This is a genomic window from Moorella glycerini, from assembly GCF_009735625.1.
Taxonomy (GTDB): Bacteria; Bacillota; DSM-521; order Neomoorellales; family Neomoorellaceae; genus Neomoorella; species Neomoorella glycerini.
On record NZ_CP046244.1, the window covers coordinates 2,540,888 to 2,558,432 of the forward strand.

At 50.1% G+C, this 17,545-nt stretch carries 14 protein-coding genes; 9 read left to right on the forward strand and 5 right to left on the reverse strand.

Annotation, left to right across the window (positions count from 1 at the left end; all coding sequences use genetic code 11):
* Positions 1-113: 113 nt before the first annotated feature.
* The 3 genes from MGLY_RS17830 to MGLY_RS12625 are packed head-to-tail and all read right to left on the reverse strand — an operon-like array spanning position 114 to position 2,791.
* Positions 114-401, reverse strand: a complete 288-nt coding sequence (locus MGLY_RS17830) for a MoaD/ThiS family protein (RefSeq protein ID WP_170291063.1) — start codon at positions 399-401, stop codon at positions 114-116.
* A complete protein-coding gene (locus MGLY_RS12620; RefSeq protein ID WP_170291064.1) occupies positions 388-885 on the reverse strand; it encodes a 4Fe-4S dicluster domain-containing protein in 498 nt (165 codons plus the stop codon). The genes MGLY_RS17830 and MGLY_RS12620 overlap by 14 nt, the downstream gene beginning before the upstream one ends.
* Positions 860-2,791, reverse strand: a complete 1,932-nt coding sequence (locus MGLY_RS12625; RefSeq protein WP_156274364.1) for an aldehyde ferredoxin oxidoreductase family protein — start codon at positions 2,789-2,791, stop codon at positions 860-862. The genes MGLY_RS12620 and MGLY_RS12625 overlap by 26 nt, the downstream gene beginning before the upstream one ends.
* Positions 2,792-3,270: 479 nt before the next feature.
* Between MGLY_RS12625 and MGLY_RS12630 the strand changes: the two genes are divergently transcribed.
* The 4 genes from MGLY_RS12630 to MGLY_RS12645 all read left to right on the forward strand — a co-directional run bounded on the left by MGLY_RS12630 (position 3,271) and on the right by MGLY_RS12645 (position 8,121).
* On the forward strand, positions 3,271-4,053 hold the full coding sequence (locus MGLY_RS12630) for a TrmB family transcriptional regulator (protein WP_156274366.1): 783 nt from the start codon (positions 3,271-3,273) through the stop codon (positions 4,051-4,053).
* A gap of 81 nt (positions 4,054-4,134) precedes the next feature.
* Complete coding sequence (locus MGLY_RS12635) at positions 4,135-5,508, forward strand: purine/pyrimidine permease (protein ID WP_156274368.1); 1,374 nt, start codon at positions 4,135-4,137, stop codon at positions 5,506-5,508.
* A gap of 183 nt (positions 5,509-5,691) precedes the next feature.
* Positions 5,692-6,690 (forward strand): dihydrodipicolinate synthase family protein, encoded by a 999-nt coding sequence (locus MGLY_RS12640; protein ID WP_156274369.1) that lies wholly within the window; start codon positions 5,692-5,694, stop codon positions 6,688-6,690.
* 159 nt (positions 6,691-6,849) lie between these two features.
* Positions 6,850-8,121 carry an SLC13 family permease gene (locus MGLY_RS12645; protein WP_156274370.1) on the forward strand — a complete coding sequence of 424 codons (1,272 nt, stop codon included), beginning with the start codon at positions 6,850-6,852 and terminating at the stop codon, positions 8,119-8,121.
* 175 nt (positions 8,122-8,296) lie between these two features.
* Here the strand turns inward: MGLY_RS12645 and MGLY_RS12650 are convergent, their stop codons facing one another.
* Complete coding sequence (locus tag MGLY_RS12650; protein ID WP_156274371.1) at positions 8,297-9,535, reverse strand: benzoate/H(+) symporter BenE family transporter; 1,239 nt, start codon at positions 9,533-9,535, stop codon at positions 8,297-8,299.
* A gap of 175 nt (positions 9,536-9,710) precedes the next feature.
* Positions 9,711-10,712, reverse strand: coding sequence for a dihydrodipicolinate synthase family protein (locus MGLY_RS12655; RefSeq protein ID WP_211661878.1), 1,002 nt, complete (start codon positions 10,710-10,712; stop codon positions 9,711-9,713).
* Between the two features lie 177 nt (positions 10,713-10,889).
* Between MGLY_RS12655 and MGLY_RS12660 the strand changes: the two genes are divergently transcribed.
* The 5 genes from MGLY_RS12660 (at position 10,890) to MGLY_RS12680 (ending at position 17,505) form a co-directional block, all read left to right on the forward strand.
* Complete coding sequence (locus MGLY_RS12660; protein WP_156274372.1) at positions 10,890-11,558, forward strand: GntR family transcriptional regulator; 669 nt, start codon at positions 10,890-10,892, stop codon at positions 11,556-11,558.
* Positions 11,559-12,092: 534 nt separating this feature from the next.
* On the forward strand, positions 12,093-14,021 hold the full coding sequence (locus tag MGLY_RS12665; RefSeq protein ID WP_156274374.1) for a sigma 54-interacting transcriptional regulator: 1,929 nt from the start codon (positions 12,093-12,095) through the stop codon (positions 14,019-14,021).
* Positions 14,022-14,301: 280 nt separating this feature from the next.
* Positions 14,302-14,826: a TRAP transporter small permease gene (locus MGLY_RS12670; RefSeq protein WP_156274376.1), complete on the forward strand. Its 525-nt coding sequence runs from the start codon at positions 14,302-14,304 to the stop codon at positions 14,824-14,826.
* 55 nt (positions 14,827-14,881) lie between these two features.
* Positions 14,882-16,180, forward strand: a complete 1,299-nt coding sequence (locus tag MGLY_RS12675) for a TRAP transporter large permease (protein WP_156274378.1) — start codon at positions 14,882-14,884, stop codon at positions 16,178-16,180.
* 254 nt (positions 16,181-16,434) lie between these two features.
* Complete coding sequence (locus tag MGLY_RS12680) at positions 16,435-17,505, forward strand: TRAP transporter substrate-binding protein (RefSeq protein WP_156274380.1); 1,071 nt, start codon at positions 16,435-16,437, stop codon at positions 17,503-17,505.
* Positions 17,506-17,545 lie beyond the last annotated feature (40 nt).

Genomic DNA, 17,545 nt, shown 5'->3' on the forward strand with positions numbered 1-17,545 from the left:
AGCCATCAGGAGGCTGGATGCAAATATTGATACTCCATTTATGGGCTTTGATAATTGGGACAAGCCAATATATGAGTTTTACACTTAGCGGAAAGCATATGAGTGGTGCCCATCTAACCGCCGACCAGGTCAAGGGGGAGCAGGGCGATGGCATCCCCGTCGCGAAGCCTTATATCTAGCCCGTCGGGTGGAACCCGAAGGCCGTTTAACATGATTATGACCCGGGGATGCTGGCAGGTCTGGCCGGCACCAATGGCCGCCAGGGTGCCGGCCGGTGGCAGCCCAGTCCGCCGGAGAATGAAGTCGCGCAGGGTGCAGCCTTCAGGTACTTCCTCTTCACCTTCGCTACCGGCAATAAGGATGGGGAGATGGCCGGCGGCCGTTACTTTAATCCGTATCATGGTATGGTTCACCTGGCCTGACGGTTCCCTGTTTGCGGGTAGCCCATTGACGGGGTTCAACATAAGCCAGGGCCGGATATCCTGTATGGGGGAAGGTACGACAGAAACGGACACACTGAGGCTCGCCGCCACAAAGGTCACACTTGAGGGCGACATTTTCTACTGGATCGAAAAACATGGCGCCAAAGGGACAGGATTCCACGCAGGTACCGCACCCGGTACACCTGGCGGTATCGACCAGGGCAATACCTAGCTTGGTATCTATATAGATAGCTTTAAATTTGCAGGCCGCCAGGCACACCGGCTGCTGGCATTGCCGGCATACTACAGGTTTGTCTTTGCCATGTAAAATATCGCTGACAATTTTTATCCTGGCCTTTTTGGGATTAACCTCTCCCGCTTTGCTGTGGTGCAGGGAGCAGATAATCTCGCAGTACTGGCACCCTGTACAGATAGAACTATCTACCATTAATTTGCGCACCACGGTATTCCTCTCCTTTAATCCCCTGATTAATCCCCCGGGCAGGTTTAAAACCCAGTTGTGCCATTTTTTCTGCAACAGCATCTAACGAAAGTTTTACTAATGTTTCCCCGGTGGGGACGCCTTCCCGGTCCCATCCCCGCAGGGCATAATATTCATCAAGCATGGTATCTAACATATCTTTGCTGAGGCTCTTACCCTTACCGGGGCCTATTTCCTCCGGCATAAAGCTGCGCGGCGCTAGGGTATCATCTTTCCTGGTAGCCCCCTCGCGCAGGTTGAAACAACGGCAGATAGTGGCAACTCGATCGGCCAGTAATTGCATATCTGCCGGCGTAACTTCCCTACCGGTAACCGCTGAATACATTTCCGCTGCTTCCGCGAAACCCAGCCCCGGAACCTGGACGCCAATGTCACAGTTAACGCCACAGTGCCAGGGGATTCTTTGATCATACAGCATTTTCACCAGTTGAGCCCTCCCGGCCGTAGAAAAAGGGGGGAGCTGCTGTTCGGCCAGGGCCGGCCATGCCCTCCGGTGGCAGGCTCCCCGTTCAGCAATGGCATAGGCAAGGCCAAACCCCGGAGAAACAGGGCCGGGGCGATAGGCGGGGTACTCCAGGCCTTTAATGTGCATGGCGAAGGTTTCGCTATTTTGGCCAAAATAGCGGGCAGCAGTACGTACCCCTTGTGCGAGGATGTCACCCAGTCCTTTCCGGTAGGCCATCATCTCAAGGAGTTCAGCTACGGCGGCCACATCACCGAAATTTAATGTAAACCCGAGGTCATTGCTGGTGATTAACCCCCGCGCGTAGCACTCCATGGTAAAACCGACTACATTCCCGGCCCCTACGGTATCCAGGCCCAAGTCGTCACAAAGGCGGTTTAAATAAACAATGGCTTCCAGGGAAGGGTTGTCAATGTTGGCCCCGAAGAGCGCGTTCGTTTCGTACTCAGGACCACCCACTTCAGCGCCCTTATAGGGGCCGGTCCTGGCCCGGCTGAATTTTGTGCAGGCCATGCTGCAGGCATAGCAGCTCTTATCGGCAACAACTACTTTGCGGCGGAAGGCTTCGGCGTTAATCTCTTCGGCCCGGTCGTACTGGCCGTAAAAAAAGTTGCGGGTGGGAAGAATGCCGATGGCATTGGTGATGTTTAAAGTAAAGGGCGTACCGTACTTCATCCGGTCGGCGACTGAACCCAGCAATCCTCCGCCGGTACCTGAAAATTTGTTTTCCACCGGCCCGGCTAAATAAGCCACGAGCCGGGCGGGATTGTTGATTTTAATGCCGCCGGTCCCCTTGACAGCTATGCCTTTCAGCCTTTTGGAGCCGAACACAGCCCCGGCGCCGCCCCGGCCGGCCTGATGAAAGTAATCGTTCTGGACGATGGCCAGGTTCGCCAGGTTCTCGCCCGCAGGACCGATTACCGCCACCCTGGTGTCTTCGTCGCCCAGCTCTTTTTTAATCGCCGTTTCGGTTTCATAAGCCCTTTTCCCCCAGAGATGGCCGGCCGGCCGGATACTGAGACGGTTGTCTTCAACCAGGAGATAAACCGGGTGGGGGGATACCCCCTCGATCACCAGGGCATCGAAACCGGCAAATTTCAGTTCGGGCCCGAACCAGCCACCGGCGTACGAGTCCAGGAATAGGCCGGTCTGGGGCGATTTGGTAATAATTACATAGCGGTTGGCCGCCGTCACCGGTGTCCCGGTCAGGGGGCCGGTCATAAGAATAATCTTATTCCCCGGGCTTAGGGGATCCACGCCCGGCTGTAGTTCATCGAATAACATTTTGGCGCCCAGCCCTCGCCCCCCGTAGAACAGGCGGGCGTCTTCGTAATTTAATGGCTCAATGGAACAGGAACGGTTGCTTAAGTTTACCCGACCTATGCGGCCTGCATAGCCTTCCATATTATTTATAGAACCCTCCTAAATATATGGTTGTGCGAGGTGAGAAGTGGGAGGTGGGTTTTATGGTTGAAACTGGCGGCGTCAGTTTCTGATTAATGCCTCCAACTCCTGGCATTTTCATCTTTGCGTTGATGTTAGCTGCCGCCATAGATGGCTCCTTTCCAGCCCAGTCCGCGGGTGCCTGGACGGTTGCTGCCGCAGGATAAGGCTTTTAGTAACTACTAGAGTGGTTGTTATTATAATTCTGCATTAAAAGAGATATTCCTTCTTGAATTAATAAAAAGATTAAATTTTTGTGTTCGACAGTGGAGGATCCCTGGCCGATAGATTTCTGGGGCTTTTTGTATTCCTCAAGTGGGGGTTAATCCCTAAAAAAAATTATCGAGCCGGCAGGAAAACAAAAAATCATGTAGAATATCTTTTTACAATCATAACTACCGCGGTAGTTATGCCTGACGACGAAACGGAGCGCGATAAAGATGGAAATAGATAATCTTGTGGCCGCACTAAACGAGGTGGGCCTTTCTACCTATGAAGCCAGAGCCTACTTGGGCCTGCTGAGGAACCATCCAGAAACAGGCTATGAGCTGGCTAAAAACACCGGCATACCCCAGGCCAAGATATATGAAGTCCTGGCCCGGCTGATAGAAAAAGGAATGATCAGCCAGACACATGTGGAACCCACGTACTATGCCCCTATGGATCCGGAAGAATTTATCGGCCAGAAAAAGGATAAATATTCGCGGTTGCTTGATGAACTGTCCATGGGCCTGGCGGAATTGAAGAAACAGGGCGGGCCGAGGGAATATGTATGGAATTTGCATAAGTATGAGGACATAATTGACAGGGCCGCCAGCTTTTGCGCCGAAGCGCAACAAAAAATCTATCTCCTTTCCTGGCAGCCGGAGTTAGACCGGCTGGCCCCGGCCCTGGAGCTTGCCCACCAGAGAGGGGTAGAGATTGTTCTCGTGGGTTTTGATGTAAATTCTTTTGCGTATGGCAAGCTGATCAAGCACCGGGCGTTAGGCCATATCCGCAGCGAGCGAGGGCAACAGCTGATGGTAGTGGCCGATACTAAAAGCGCCCTCATGGCGGCCCTGGGTGAGGGAGAGCTCCATGCCTTTTGGACCCAGAGCCTGGGCATAATTCGCCTGGTGCGGGACTATATTCTTCATGAAGCCTACCTGTGGAATATATTGGATCGTTTTGCCGAAATAAGGGACTTCTTCGGCGAGGACCTGGCAGGTTTGCGTAACCTTTAGGGAAAGATGCGAACTAAAAGGTAACCGCTGGTATCGTGTTTCGCAAATTATAATAAAGAGAATAGAGGAAGTGTTATAAGATTGCCTAAGAATATGTTAGAAGATTTACCTGTTTGGGAGAAAAAATCCTTCCCCGACGACGCAAGACAACCGGACGCAGCTATAAAGAAATATACCGGCGTTCTTCTGCAAGCCCTGGAGTGGTTGGTCTTTGACAGCATGTGGATTGTAATGGTACCAACGGTGATAGGTCCGGCAATTGGCCTCGATCGGCCGGGAATGGCCTCCCTCTCCCAGCGTTTGTTCTTTTTTACCGGCCTGGCTTCCCTCCTCCAGGTTACCACGGGTCATAAAATGCCCATCTTTGAAGGCCCGGCCGCCTTATGGTGGGCGCTGATTATCGGCATGGGTAATGCGGCTGCAGTCAGGGGTTACGCGCCGGAACTTTTACGCGGCAGTCTGGAAATGGGTTTGATTATTTCCGGCGCGGTCCTTGCCTTGATGAGCTTGACGGGCCTGACAAGCAGGATCATGAAGCTTTTTACGCCGGTAGTTACAGGGTCGGTGCTGGTGATGGTGGCCTTGCAATTAAGCGGTAGCATAATTAAAGGCGTCATCGGTGTTGGTTTCCTGGGCCAGCCCTTGAGCCCTGTGGCCATTATTACTTCGCTGGCTGTGATAGGCATTATAACCTTTCTATCTTTAAAGGGAAACCGGCTGATAAAAAGTTTAAGCGTCCTGGCAGGGATTGTAGCCGGCTGGCTGGGGATGGCGCTTGCGGGTTATGCAGATCTGCCGCGGGGGATCGATTTTACCAGCCTGGCGGTACCCCGGCTGCTGACCTGGGGAAAGCCGGCCTTTGATGGGGGGATGGTTTTAACCTGTGTCATTGCCGGCGTGGTTCTTATACCCAATGTAGTGGCCAGTATAGTGGCCATGGGCGAGGTTACCGGCGTGAAAGTCAATAATCAGGTACATAATCGCGGTGTCTTTTTTAATGGCGTTGCTAATATCCTGGCCGGGCTAGGGGCGACAGTAGGCTCGGTGCCCACCGCCACTTCGGCCGGCTTCGCCAGAGTAACCGGTATGACGGACAGGTTGCCCTTTATCCTGGCGTGCGGCCTGCTCATTTTCCTTGGCTTTCAGCCGGCTATCGGCATGATCCTAGCCAGTATCCCTGGCCCGGTCAGCAATGCCGCCATGCTGGTTACGGCCTGTACCCTGTTTATTTTCGGGCTCCAGGAATATGCGCGGGTAAAATTTACGGATAGGGAAACATTTGTGGTAGGCATTGCCATCCTTGCCGGGACAGGGATAATGTTTTTACCTGCCAATACCTTCAAAGCCCTGCCGGTATGGATCAGCTATTTGGCTAGCAACGGAACCATTGTTAGCATGCTGGTCTGCATTTTTCTGGAACATATAGTTTTTCCCAATAGAAAGAAGTTCAATTAATTATAAAAGATAAAAGTTAAAATGTAAATTATGATGGCAGGAGGTGAGAGGTGGATAAAAATATTTCCCGCTTAATTTTAAGGAGGTGAGCGGGCCGGAGAATTGTACGCGAACTGGCAGGGCGGAAGAAGGGGGAAAGTATAAAACAATTAAATAATAATTACAAGAAAGGATGATCAATAGATGGCTAAATTACCCAAGTTAACCGCCAAAGATATTAAAGGTATCGTCGCCATTATGCCTACGCCAGTGAAGGAAGGGGCTAATAGCTGGAGCAGCCGGGATGTAGTTGATCTGGATGAGGCCGCCCGTGGTGCCGATAGCCTGGTCAGGGACGGCGTCGACATGCTCCTGGTTAACGGTACCTTTGGCGAGGCGGCTACCCTTACCTGGGAAGAGCTCAAGAAGTTCAGCGCCACCGTAGTAGAAACAGTTGCAGGGCGCATCCCGGTATTCCTGGGGGCCACTACCCTTAACACCCGGGATACCATCGAACGGGCGCGTTATTTCCGCGATCTCGGCGCCGAAGGGCTTTTCCTGGGACGCCCCATGTGGTGCCAGATGTCGGAGGAGATGATTGTCCAGTTCTATAAGGATGTGGCCGAGGCTTTGCCGGATATGAACATTCTTGTCTATGATAACCCGGAAGCCTTCAAAGGGAAAATCCCTACCAGGGTTTATGCGGAACTAGCTAAAATCCCGCAGGTGGTGGCTTCCAAGTATCGCAGCGTCCTGGCCGGCATCGCCAGCGATACTCTGGTGGCTGATATGCGGGCGGTGAAGGGGAACATTAAACTTTTGCCCCATGATTGTGACTGGTATTATGCCGCCAAATGGTATCCCGAAGAAATGGATGCCTGCTGGTCCAGTGGTGTTTCCGCTGGCCCGGCACCCGTCGTAGCCCTCAAGAAAGCCCTGAACACCGGGGATTGGGAGACGGCCAAGCAGATAACCGACGAAATCAACTGGGCTTATGAGAAATTCTTGCCCCGGGGGAGCTTTGTCATATTCAATATTTATAATATCGGCATCCAAAAGGCCAGGTTTGATGCGGCCGGCTATATTAAAGCCGGGCCGGCCTTACCTCCCTATCATATCATGCCGCCCGATGTCCTGGAGAGCGCCCGGGAATGTGGCCGGCGCTGGCAACAATTACAGGAGAAATATTCGAAAAAACTGTAACCGGCCAGTTGTCAAATAAGATAAAGCTGCGGGTGGTGGACGGGAGTGCCACCTACCACCCGCAGCGGTTACCAAAATTAGCTGCCTCGATGAAGTCGTTTGTTAAAAGTTGTTTTTTAATGATAATTGCCTGCTTTACAATGAAAGGAGGGACTGTTAATGTCAATAGCGGTAATGTCGCTGATAGCCCTGGTACTGGTATTTGTTATTTGCGCCTTCGTTCCAATAAATGTAGGGACCTTAGCCTTTGCCTTTACCTTTATCATCGGCATTGTCATTGGTAAACTTAAGCTGGTGGAAGTACTGGCGGGATTTCCTACCGACCTCTTTATCCTCCTGGGCGGCGTTTCTTATATGTTCGCCATTGCCCAAATCAACGGTACCATGAGCCGGATAACGTCGGCGTGCCTTAAACTGATAAGGGGCAATGTGGCTTTAATACCCTGGATTTTCCACCTGATTGCCATTTTTATTAGCGCCATCGGGGCCGGCCCGGCGGTAACCACCACCCTGCTGGCGCCGATTGCCATGCAGGTGACGGCGGAAGCAGGCATCAGCCCCTTGCTGGTAGGGGTGATGCTGGTCCATGGCAGCCACGGAGGCTCCTACTCTCCGGTGAGTCCCATGGGAGTGATTGCCAACGGTGCCGTGGCTAAAGCCGGCCTGCCCGATTTGTCGTGGACATTATTTCTAAATTCCCTGGTATTCAATATCCTCATCGCCGTAGCTGTTTACCTCCTCTTTGGTGGCCTTAAGCTGATCCGCCGGTCGCGGGAAGAAGTCATGAGCGATAAGTTAAAGGCCTTAATGGAAACGGGTTCGGAGCAACCCCTGACTTTCCAGCAACAGGCCACTCTGGCGGGTATTGCGGCGCTCTTTGTCATGGGCCTGGGCTTCAAATATCATGTAGGTTTCAGCGCTTTTACCATTGGTGTGATCCTGACCTTGCTGGCCCCCAAAGAAGAACGTAAAGCTGTGGAACAGATGGCCTGGCCTACAATTATCATGATCGCGGGTATTTTAACCCTGGTGGGGTTGATGGCCAAAGTCGGGGCTATTGACCTCATAGCTAGAGGCATCGGCCAGGTGGCCACGCCCCTTACGGCACCCCTGTTACTGGCCGGGGCGGGCGGGGTGATTTCCCTCTACTCGGCCACAGGTGCTGTCCTGGCGGCACTCATACCCATGGTCCCGGCGGTTCTGGCGGCGGTGGGGGGCGGTAATGCCGCCGGAGCAGTGTCCTCCCTGGTAATTGCCTCCAGCGTGGTGGACACGAGTCCCCTGTCGATCCAGGGTGCCATGTTGTTGGCTTCAGTAAAGAATATGGACCGGAATACTTTCTTTAAACAACTCCTGCTATGGGGTATTGCCATGATATTTGTAGGGACAGTCCTTTCCTGGCTGATTTTTGTGGTCATAGGCCTTCCTTGATGGGGAACAATATCTTCCCATGGGAGAGGGCACCTGAAAAACGGGTGCCCTTTTTGTTCTAGGGGCATTCTTGTCATGAGTAGAATTTTTTACCCAGGCGAGAAAAGAAACAAACAACCTTTGATGGATGACAACAAACGCCAGGGCCCGCGCAGGACCCTGGCGTTAAAAAGGGCTATTTTTTTATAGCTGCCAGCATATTCCTGTAATCTTTGTTTTCCAAAAGCAGAGAAATAATAGTTCCGGCAATCAAGGCCCAAAAAGGAGCACCAATATTCCATATGGTAATCCTGCTCATGCTTACAAGCAAGGAAAACAGGGCTCCCAGCCTAAAACTTCCTCCAAAGGCCTGGGCAAAAGTATTGCTTAAAACGGAGATCATTGCCACACCGGCCAGGACATCAATAAATGGTCCCGGGACAGCCCGCGTAAAAGTGATGGCTAATGGCGCCAGCAGCGCCAGGATGATCGACAAGATGCCACTTATAAACGTAGCCGCATACCGCCCTTCTTGAGGTCCTACTTCTGATGCCGCACATATAGCTATGCTTGGTCCGGCGATGACAGCGTTATGTCCACCAAAAAGAGCGTTAATAATAGAACCCAGGCCACTTACAGCTACAAAAGCATTAGTTGGGGGAACGTAACCCTGTGAAGAAAGTATCCCCAGGGCCTGCACGTTACCGAAGCCGATGGAAAGGATGGCTAAGGGCAAAGTTAGCTCTAGAATTGCTTTGATATTAAAGGCAGGAGCGACAAATACCAGGGTGGATATATTAAAAGATATTGCTTGCAAGTCAACACTTCCGGCTGTTATAGCCACAATGAAGCCAATTATTAATGCCCCTAATACCGGTGGGAACTTTTGCGCTACTACCGGATAGATGCTCAATAATAAAAAGGCAAGTAAAGTAGACCCGGCGACTACCGGAGCTTTAGGAAGGGCCCCTATAATGGCAATGCCATAGCTAACAAGGGTGCCGGCGATCATACCTTGAATAATTGGCATAGGTACATATTTTATTGCCATTTTAAATAAGCCGGAGATGCCGATAACTAAAACTATTAAACCAGCGATAAGAATTGCGCCCAGGACATCGTTTAAGGGATAACGAGTGAGGGCGTTGCCAATGAGTACAATGGCGGGAATGGAAAAGGCCACGTAAATGGGCTGGCGATAATACAGTGACATCAAGATCGTAAAAAGGCCTCCCACCAGAAAGCAAACAGCCAGCCAGGATATAGCTATATTATTGGGAAGCCCGGCTTCAGCAGCAGCCTTTAAAAGAATAAAGATAGGCCCTTCGCCAAATAGTACGGCAGCTATTGCAGCACCAATGACGGAGGGAGTTGTATATTTGCTTAACTGGAGCAAAGAAGCAGTTAGACCTTCGCCTTTTTCTATTTTAAACATTGTTTTTCCCTTCCTTAATTAATTTATTTTTTAGCCAGGAACTAGCGTTACTCATCCGGCAAATTAAGGGGTTCACCTGCCCGGGGTTATTCCCGGGCAGGTAAATTTATTGAAAACAAAGACGCGCAGTATTTCTCAGTTGTAACGCAAGCGCTAAGAGACACATCAAAGTTCATTAACCAGAGTACTTTTTATTGATCTCAGCCCATCTACGGCCGGCTTCCCTGGCCCCTTCCAGGTAATCTTGGGGGACATGATGATATGGCGGCCTTGCGGGGCCGGCTTCTACCAGCCCGGCAGCATCAAATCTAGCCTTTTCCAACGGTATGTTATATAGTGAAAAGAGTTTGAAACTGCCGTGAGGGAAAAGCGTTTTATAGGTATATCTTATATCTCGCGTAATTTCGAGAGCATATGCATCATCACCGGATTCGATAGCCTTTTTTAAGGCCCGGAGAACAGCCATCCCACAATTCCCGCTGCCGGTCCAGCAGGCCGGGGCTTTTTCTCCCACCCATTTCCTGGCATAATACCAGTCTGAATCTAAAGGTAACAGTCGAATACTATCGCCGCATGCTTCTACATCATCCAGATACTGAGGCCCTATAGCAATATATTTAGAAGCTATAATATTGGGTATACCAGCCAGCCTGCTGTAAACCCGTGGCGAGAGTTTTCCCTTAAAAGCCTCAGGGTTATCGTAAATGATTAAAGGTGTATCAGGAAGGGCCGTAGCAATATCACTGTAGAACCCCACAATAGTATTATCATCGCATTCACACCACATAGGTCTGCCAAGAAACAAACCTGTGGCTCCCATCTCCCTAAAGAGCTTCCCGCGACGTATAGTATCCCGGGTGTTTAAAGTTGTGGCCCCGGCAAAAACAGGCACCCTACCTCCGGCCGTTTCTATAACTTTGGCTACAAAAGCGATATGTTCCTTTTCTGTTAGAGTAGCTCCCTCGCCGAAGGTTCCATTGGTAAGAATAGCATCTACACCCTCATCGATCAACATATTAACGAGCTTATATGTTGCCTCATAATTTACTGTATCGTCTGCATCAATATGATGGGCATTAGGAGTGGCTGGAGTTGGAATAATATTGTAGATACCACGAACATCCTGGGCGGAGAACTTTAACCCCATGGCTATCCCCTCCAATAGTAAAAATGACATGCTAGCATGTTAGTTAAATTCTAAGCTAGATAAAATTATTTGTCAATCCTTTTAGCTGCTTTTTGGGGCACCGTAAAAAAATTTCTTGTTAAGGAGGCACTCTTTAATGTATTTTATATTTAAGGGTGGGTTGAACCATGCAGGAATAAGAAGGAAAGGGGTAACAAATATTTAACCATGGCAGATAATCGTAGTGAACTGGCATATAATAAGATTAAGGAATTTCTTTTGAGCGGTGTAATAAAACCCGGGCAAAAGTTTTCGGCTTATGAACTTTCCCGTAAATTAGGTATAAGCAGGACACCGATTACTTTGGCTTTAAAAAAACTTGAACAGGAAAAGGTAGTGGATATTATTCCCCAGGTGGGATGTGTATTTAAATATCCGGACCCCCAAGAAGCCAGGGAGGATTTTTTAATACGAGCTATTCTGGAAGGTTTTGCTGCTGAAATGGCTACAGTTCATGCCAACAAAAAGGAAATTGGGGAATTAAGAAGAATTTTTAATAATAGTATCGCCTGTGTCAGCAGTAATGATAGAGTGGCCTATGCTGCTAGTAACAGAGCTTTTCACTTAAAGATAGTACAGCTATCCCAAATGCCCCGGCTGGAAGAACTGATAAAAAATTTCTGGGCTACAACGGGTTACTTTGCAGCAAGCATTGATTTTCTTTCCCAGAGAATGGAATTATCAGTGCAAGAACATGGCGAAATATTACGGGCTATAGAAGAAAAGGAAGCGACCAGAGCACGTTACCTTGTCGAAAGTCATTTGCGGCAATGTACTGATGCTTTCTGTAAAATGCTTCTCACTGTTAAAACGGCGCCAGGTTCAAACCCTGAATAAGCAGGCTGTTTTCGTGAGCAAAGCACAGTATACCACGAGTATAACTCCTTGTCCTTACAGGGCAGGGAGTTTTAATTTTTACCGGTTGTTTTGGCAAGTTATTGCCAGGTATCAGGGAAAAGTGGACGAGTATCAAGAAACCTACCAGCCGGACATAATTTTTATTTCCAACGCAAGGCTGGCAATTATCGAAGAGAAGCGCAGCCTCTGACCCCCTGTTTAACCTCCTGTTTAAAGTATTATGTCAGGTGGCAACTCCAGACCACCGGCTCCCGGAGGGAAGGACCCGTTGATTTGCAGGAAGACGAGGACGCGATAATTATCCATGCAGTACCAGGCATGTAGACAAAAATAAACAAGATGTAAACCAAAGTGAACATCATCAGGGCCAAGGACTATAAATATTGAATGTTTTTACTTTGGCATGTAATTTGCTATAAAATAGAAGCAGGGAAAAGAAGCGTTGTGTTGAAATATATGAATCGGAAGTTAAAATATTTTGTATTCCACACCATTTTAAGGGAGTAGTTGCCAATGAGAGTTAGAGTGGGTTTCTTATCCTTATGCCTGCAGATTACCGCCGTGGTACGTAATATTAGTTCAGAGCTTCCGGAAGTGGAGGTAGTAATTGAGGAAGCAGATCCCCTCGATGACCAGGCCCCGCTTGAAGCGGCTAAAAGGTTAGAACAATGCTGCGATATTATTATTACCCGCGGTGGTACACGTTCGCAAATTATGTCTAGAATTGCAGTTCCTGTTATTGAGCTTCCCTATACCTATGCCGACGTGTTAAACGCCCTTTATCAAGCCAGGGATAAAGGGAAACATATCATGCTTATCCTGCATCGTTCCCAGGACCATGACCTGGGACCCTGGCCCGGGGTTTTGGGTATAACGATTACTAAAGTACTGGTTAATTACCGCCAGGAAATCCGGGCGGCGGTGAGAAAAGCCAAAGAGCTGGGCGCTGTTGTAGTGGGTGGCAACCTGCCGGTGGAATACGCTTCTTCCTTAAATATAGCTTCCCATTTAATACTTTCTGAACGCGAAACCATTCTCCAGTCCCTGCAAAAAGCCATCGAAATCGTCAAAGCCACCCACAAAGAGAAAGAGCGGGCTGCCCGGCTGCAGGCCCTCCTCGACTTCGCCCACGAAGGCATAATCTTCCTGGAAGGCAACAACGCAGTAGCCCATGTCAACAGCGCCGCCACGGAAATCTTAAAAATACCCCGCGAACAACTTATGGGCAGGAAAATAACTGAAGTTTTAAAAACCAGTTCCGATAGTTTGGAAGCAATTCTCAACGGCCAGGTCGACAGCCCCCTCACCGGCAAACTACTCAAACTGGACAGCCTCTCCATCATGGCCAACATCGTCCCCGTGCGGGTGGGTACCCAGACCGCCGGCACGGTAGTCACCTTCTTTGAAGCCGCCCGCCTCCGGAACCTCGAACACAACTTCCGCCGCCAGCTGGCCCGGCGGGCCATGACGGCCCGGTTTACCCTGGACGACATCATCGGCCGGAGCAAAGCCATAGCCGCCGTCAAACAGCAGGCCGCCGTCTTTGCCGCCACCGACTCCACCGTGGCCATCTACGGCGAGAGCGGCGTCGGCAAAGAACTCTTTGCCCAGAGCATCCACAATTTGAGCAGCCGCAAAAACGGGCCCTTTGTGGCCATCAACTGCTCGGCCCTGCCCAAAGAACTCATGGAGAGCGAGCTCTTCGGCTACGAAGAAGGCGCCTTCACCGGGGCCAAAAAAGGCGGCAAAGAAGGCCTGTTTGAACTCGCCCACGGCGGCACCCTCTTTTTAGACGAGATCGGCACCATGCCCTTAGAACTGCAGAGCAAGATCTTAAGGGTGCTCCAGGAAAAAGAAGTCACCCGGCTGGGGGGCAACAGCCTGATACCCGTAGACGTACGCATCATTGTCGCCACCAACCGCGACCTCAAAGAAGCGGTACGGCAGGGAGAGTTCCGGCAGGACCTGTACTTCCGGCTCAACGTGCTGCCCTTATATATACCTCCCTTAAGGGAGCGGCCTGAAGACATCCCCCTGCTCTTCGAACACTTTGCGCGCACCTTCAGCCGCCGGCTGGGGCGGCGCCTCAACCTGGACAACCTGCATAACGTCCATCTGCTCCAGGAATACTACTGGCCCGGCAACGTGCGGGAACTGGTAAACTTCTGCGAACGCTTTGTAGCCCTGGCCGGCCAGCAGGGCGACCAGGACGAACTTTTAAAACAGCTGCTGCAGGAAAGCAGGCAGGAATTCAACCCCGGCCACGGGTTAAACCTGCTGGAGAAGGGCAGGTGGAAAGAAACCTGGCAGGAGCTGGAGAAGAACCTGCTGGAGCAGGTGCTGGCCGAGAGCGGCATGACCAAAACCGCCCTGGCCCGGTCCCTGGGGATCAGCCGGACGGCCCTCTGGAAAAAATTAAAGGAAAAAGTGCCGGAAACGTAAACTTTAAACAACAGGGCGTTCATATATAACAACAAAAAGTTATAGGCCAGCAAAAAAATGCTTTGATTTTTCCCGGTGGGGACAAGGCATGATTCTTGCTAGGAAGTTAACACAGATGTTAAATTAAAAAAGTAAACAAGGGCAGGGGGTGATAAATGTTTAAAATATATGGACTAATTCTGAAGGTAAAATATAGGGGGGTTGCCGGGAAAAAAGGAAGCCTGCCAAAATGGTTGAAAACTAATAACCGGCAAAATAAAAAATTAAAGGGGAAACGAGGATGAAACTGCTTAAATTTTTTCAGACAATAAGCGGTATCTGCCATTTGCTTGGCGCCATTATTCTGGTATTCGAGTTTTTGGCAATTGTGGCCAATGTTGTCGTCCGGGCTGCCGGGAATTCTATGGTGTGGGTGGAGGAGGTCACCGGTTATGCAACCGTATGGGCGATTTACCTTGGCCTGGCTTATACGCTGCATGAAGGGAAACACGTGAAAGTAGAACTGATAACGGAAAAGTTACCCCCCCTGGGGAAGAAAGTATTCCAAATAATAGGGGCCGTGGCCAATATTATTTTTAGCGTAATTATAGCCTGGAAAGCTATTGAGCTCATCCAGGTGGCCTGGCAGACGCAACGGCTGACCCCGCTTTTGAGTTGGCCCGTTTACCCGCTGATGCTGGTCCTACCCTTAGGCATGATCTTATTTGCCCTGGTTGCACTTAGCGAAGGGGTGGCGGCAGTAATGCTTCCTGAAGGCAAATGGAAGGCTGAAGAAACAGAGCTAGATGAAGGTTTTGAGCTTTAGGAAGAGCCAGGGGAGATTATAAACCTCTCAGGTAAATTCTATAGGGGGACAGAAAATGATTATTGCTGCTACAGTAATAATATTGATTATCTTTTTGCTGTTAGGCATAGAGATAGGCACTGCCATGGGCCTCACCGGTATGGCATTGTTGTATCACATGTATGGCAATGGGGCGTTGTCGGTAGCCGCCAAGGTGATGTTCGATTCTTTGAATGATATGACTCTGCTGACAATCCCCCTCTTTGTCCTCATGGGGGCGATCATGATGAAAGGGGGCATAGGCGATGAAATATTCAAGTTCTTCGATAGTTTGGCGGGGCACCTGCCGGGGGGCGCGGGCATAGCCACCGTACTCTCGTGCTCTGTACTGGCAGCCATGTGCGGTAGCAGTGTGGGCATTACGGCTGCCATTGGCGCCATGGCTGTTGACAATTTGCGTAAACGGGGCTATAACCTGGAACTGAGTTTGGGATTGCCATCTTCTGCCGGGGGGCTGGGGGCGCTTATGCCGGCCAGCGTGGGAGCGATTCTATATGCTTCTATTACTGATGTATCGGTAGGACAGATGCTGATGGCCGGCCTGATCCCGGCGTTAGTTATAGTAGTGCTGTTTTCTGTCTATACCGTTTGGGCTTTTAACCACAGCGAGAATAAATCACTCGGGGAAAAACATACCTGGGCCGAACGCTGGCAGGCCTTCAAGAGGGCTTTCTGGGGTCTTACCGTTCCTGTTCTTCTGCTGGTGGGTATTTATGGCGGTTTCGCTACCGTGACGGAAATAGCCGCCGTCGCCTGCTTCTGGAGCCTGATTATTACCATGTTTATTTACCGGCGCCTCACATGGAAAGACCTGCTGCCCACTTTTCGCTGGGGGTTGAGTGTGGCGGCCATGGTGATGTACTTGATTGCCACTTCCCTTTTACTTAGTAACGCCATCACCCAACTGGGCGTACCGGAAATGATCCGAGCATTCTTTGTCAACAACAATATACCGCTATGGGGTTTTCTAATTATTACCATGGTCTATTTAGTAATCCTCGGCACTGCTCTGGAAGGGGCTTCCATGCTGTTACTTACCATGCCGGTATTAACGCCGGTCTTGCATGCTTATAACTACAATCTCATTGCTTATGGGGTTCTGTTTTTGATTAACGTTGAATTGAGCTTGCTATCACCACCGGTGGGGCTTACCGTCCAGACAGTAGAGCGTATCGCCAAGAGTTTGCGCTTGCCGATCACCTCTACCACTGCCTGGAAAGGATGTATACCATTTTTCATCCTTTATACAGTTGCCATGATCCTGGTGGCAGTCTTCCCGCAACTGGCATTGTGGCTGCCAAGTACAATGAAGTAGTCCCTGCGGGATATCTAGCCGGCGCAAAATTGTTGTATGCCTTAACTTTGTAGCGTAACCATTTTACAACTTACCGGGAGGGGTGGTACAATCGCAAACCCAATATTAAAAAGTCCGGGATGCAGAGGGTGGCAGAAAAATAAATACGAAAGGAGCGATACTTGCTAAAATCACCGGGCCATGATTGCAAGGACAAGTATAAGGTGAAAACACACCACGCCGAAAATTATTAACAGCCAGGGAGGTACAGTTTAATGAAAAAGATCGGCAAATATTTTGCGTTTGTTGCTTTGTTGTCGATACTGCTGCTTCTTGCTTTAACCGGTTGTGGCGGGCAACCTGCAGGCGATAAAGGTTCAACCGGCAAGGAAGCCCAAACGAAGAAAGCGGTAATCCGTTTTAGCCATGCTTTACCCGAGCACCATTATATTTCCAACCAGTTTAAAGCCTGGGCCGATCTGGTCATGCAGAAGGCCAATGGCACCCTGGAAGTCCAGATTTACCCGTCAGCCCAGTTGTATAAAGATCCCGATGTTTACGAAGCGATCATGACCGGCGGTATTGAAAGCGGGCATTTGTACAACTTCAATCATACACGATATGTGCCCGAGGCTTCAGCCATGGTGGCATGGTATTTATGGAATACAACAGAAGAAGCTTATCAAGTAGGCATTAAAGGTCCCTTGCGGGCCAAAATAGATGCGGAAATGGAAAAGAAGGGTATTAAAACCCTGGCCTGGCTACCGTGGCATTTAGAAGACTTTGCTTTTATAACCACCAAAGAGGTTAAAGTTCCCGCCGATATGAAGGGACTGACGATACGGGCTAACATGCCCGAGGATGTAGCCTGGTATCAAAAGTGGGGAGCCAATCCTTCTAATATAAGTGGCTCCGAGCTCTACATGGCCCTGCAGCGCGGGGTAATCCAGGGGGCCAATGCTACTGTGGCAACATCGGTGGAGCGTAAACTCTATGAGGTAGCGCCTTACGCTGTGCTGGTACCTTTTTGGGATACAATGTCTATAATCGGGATTAACAAGAGCTTTTTCGACAAGCTGGCTCCGGAACAGCAAAAGGCCCTGGTAGATGCAGGTAAAGAGGTGGAAGGCAAGAGCGTGGCTGCCGCCATGAAGGACTATGAAGAGATCATGAAGAGGGCGCAGGAACTGGGGATAAAGGTTTACAAGCCGACGCCGGAAGAAATGAAGCTTTGGCAAGCAGGCAAGGACGAGATACGCCAGCAAGTGTTTAAGGATAAGCCCCAGGTCCTGGAGGAGATCAAAAAGCTCGAGCAGCAACTGGCCACCTACAGGCAGAAGAAATAGCTTTATTGACCTCGGGAAGTCCTTCTTACTAAAGAAGGAC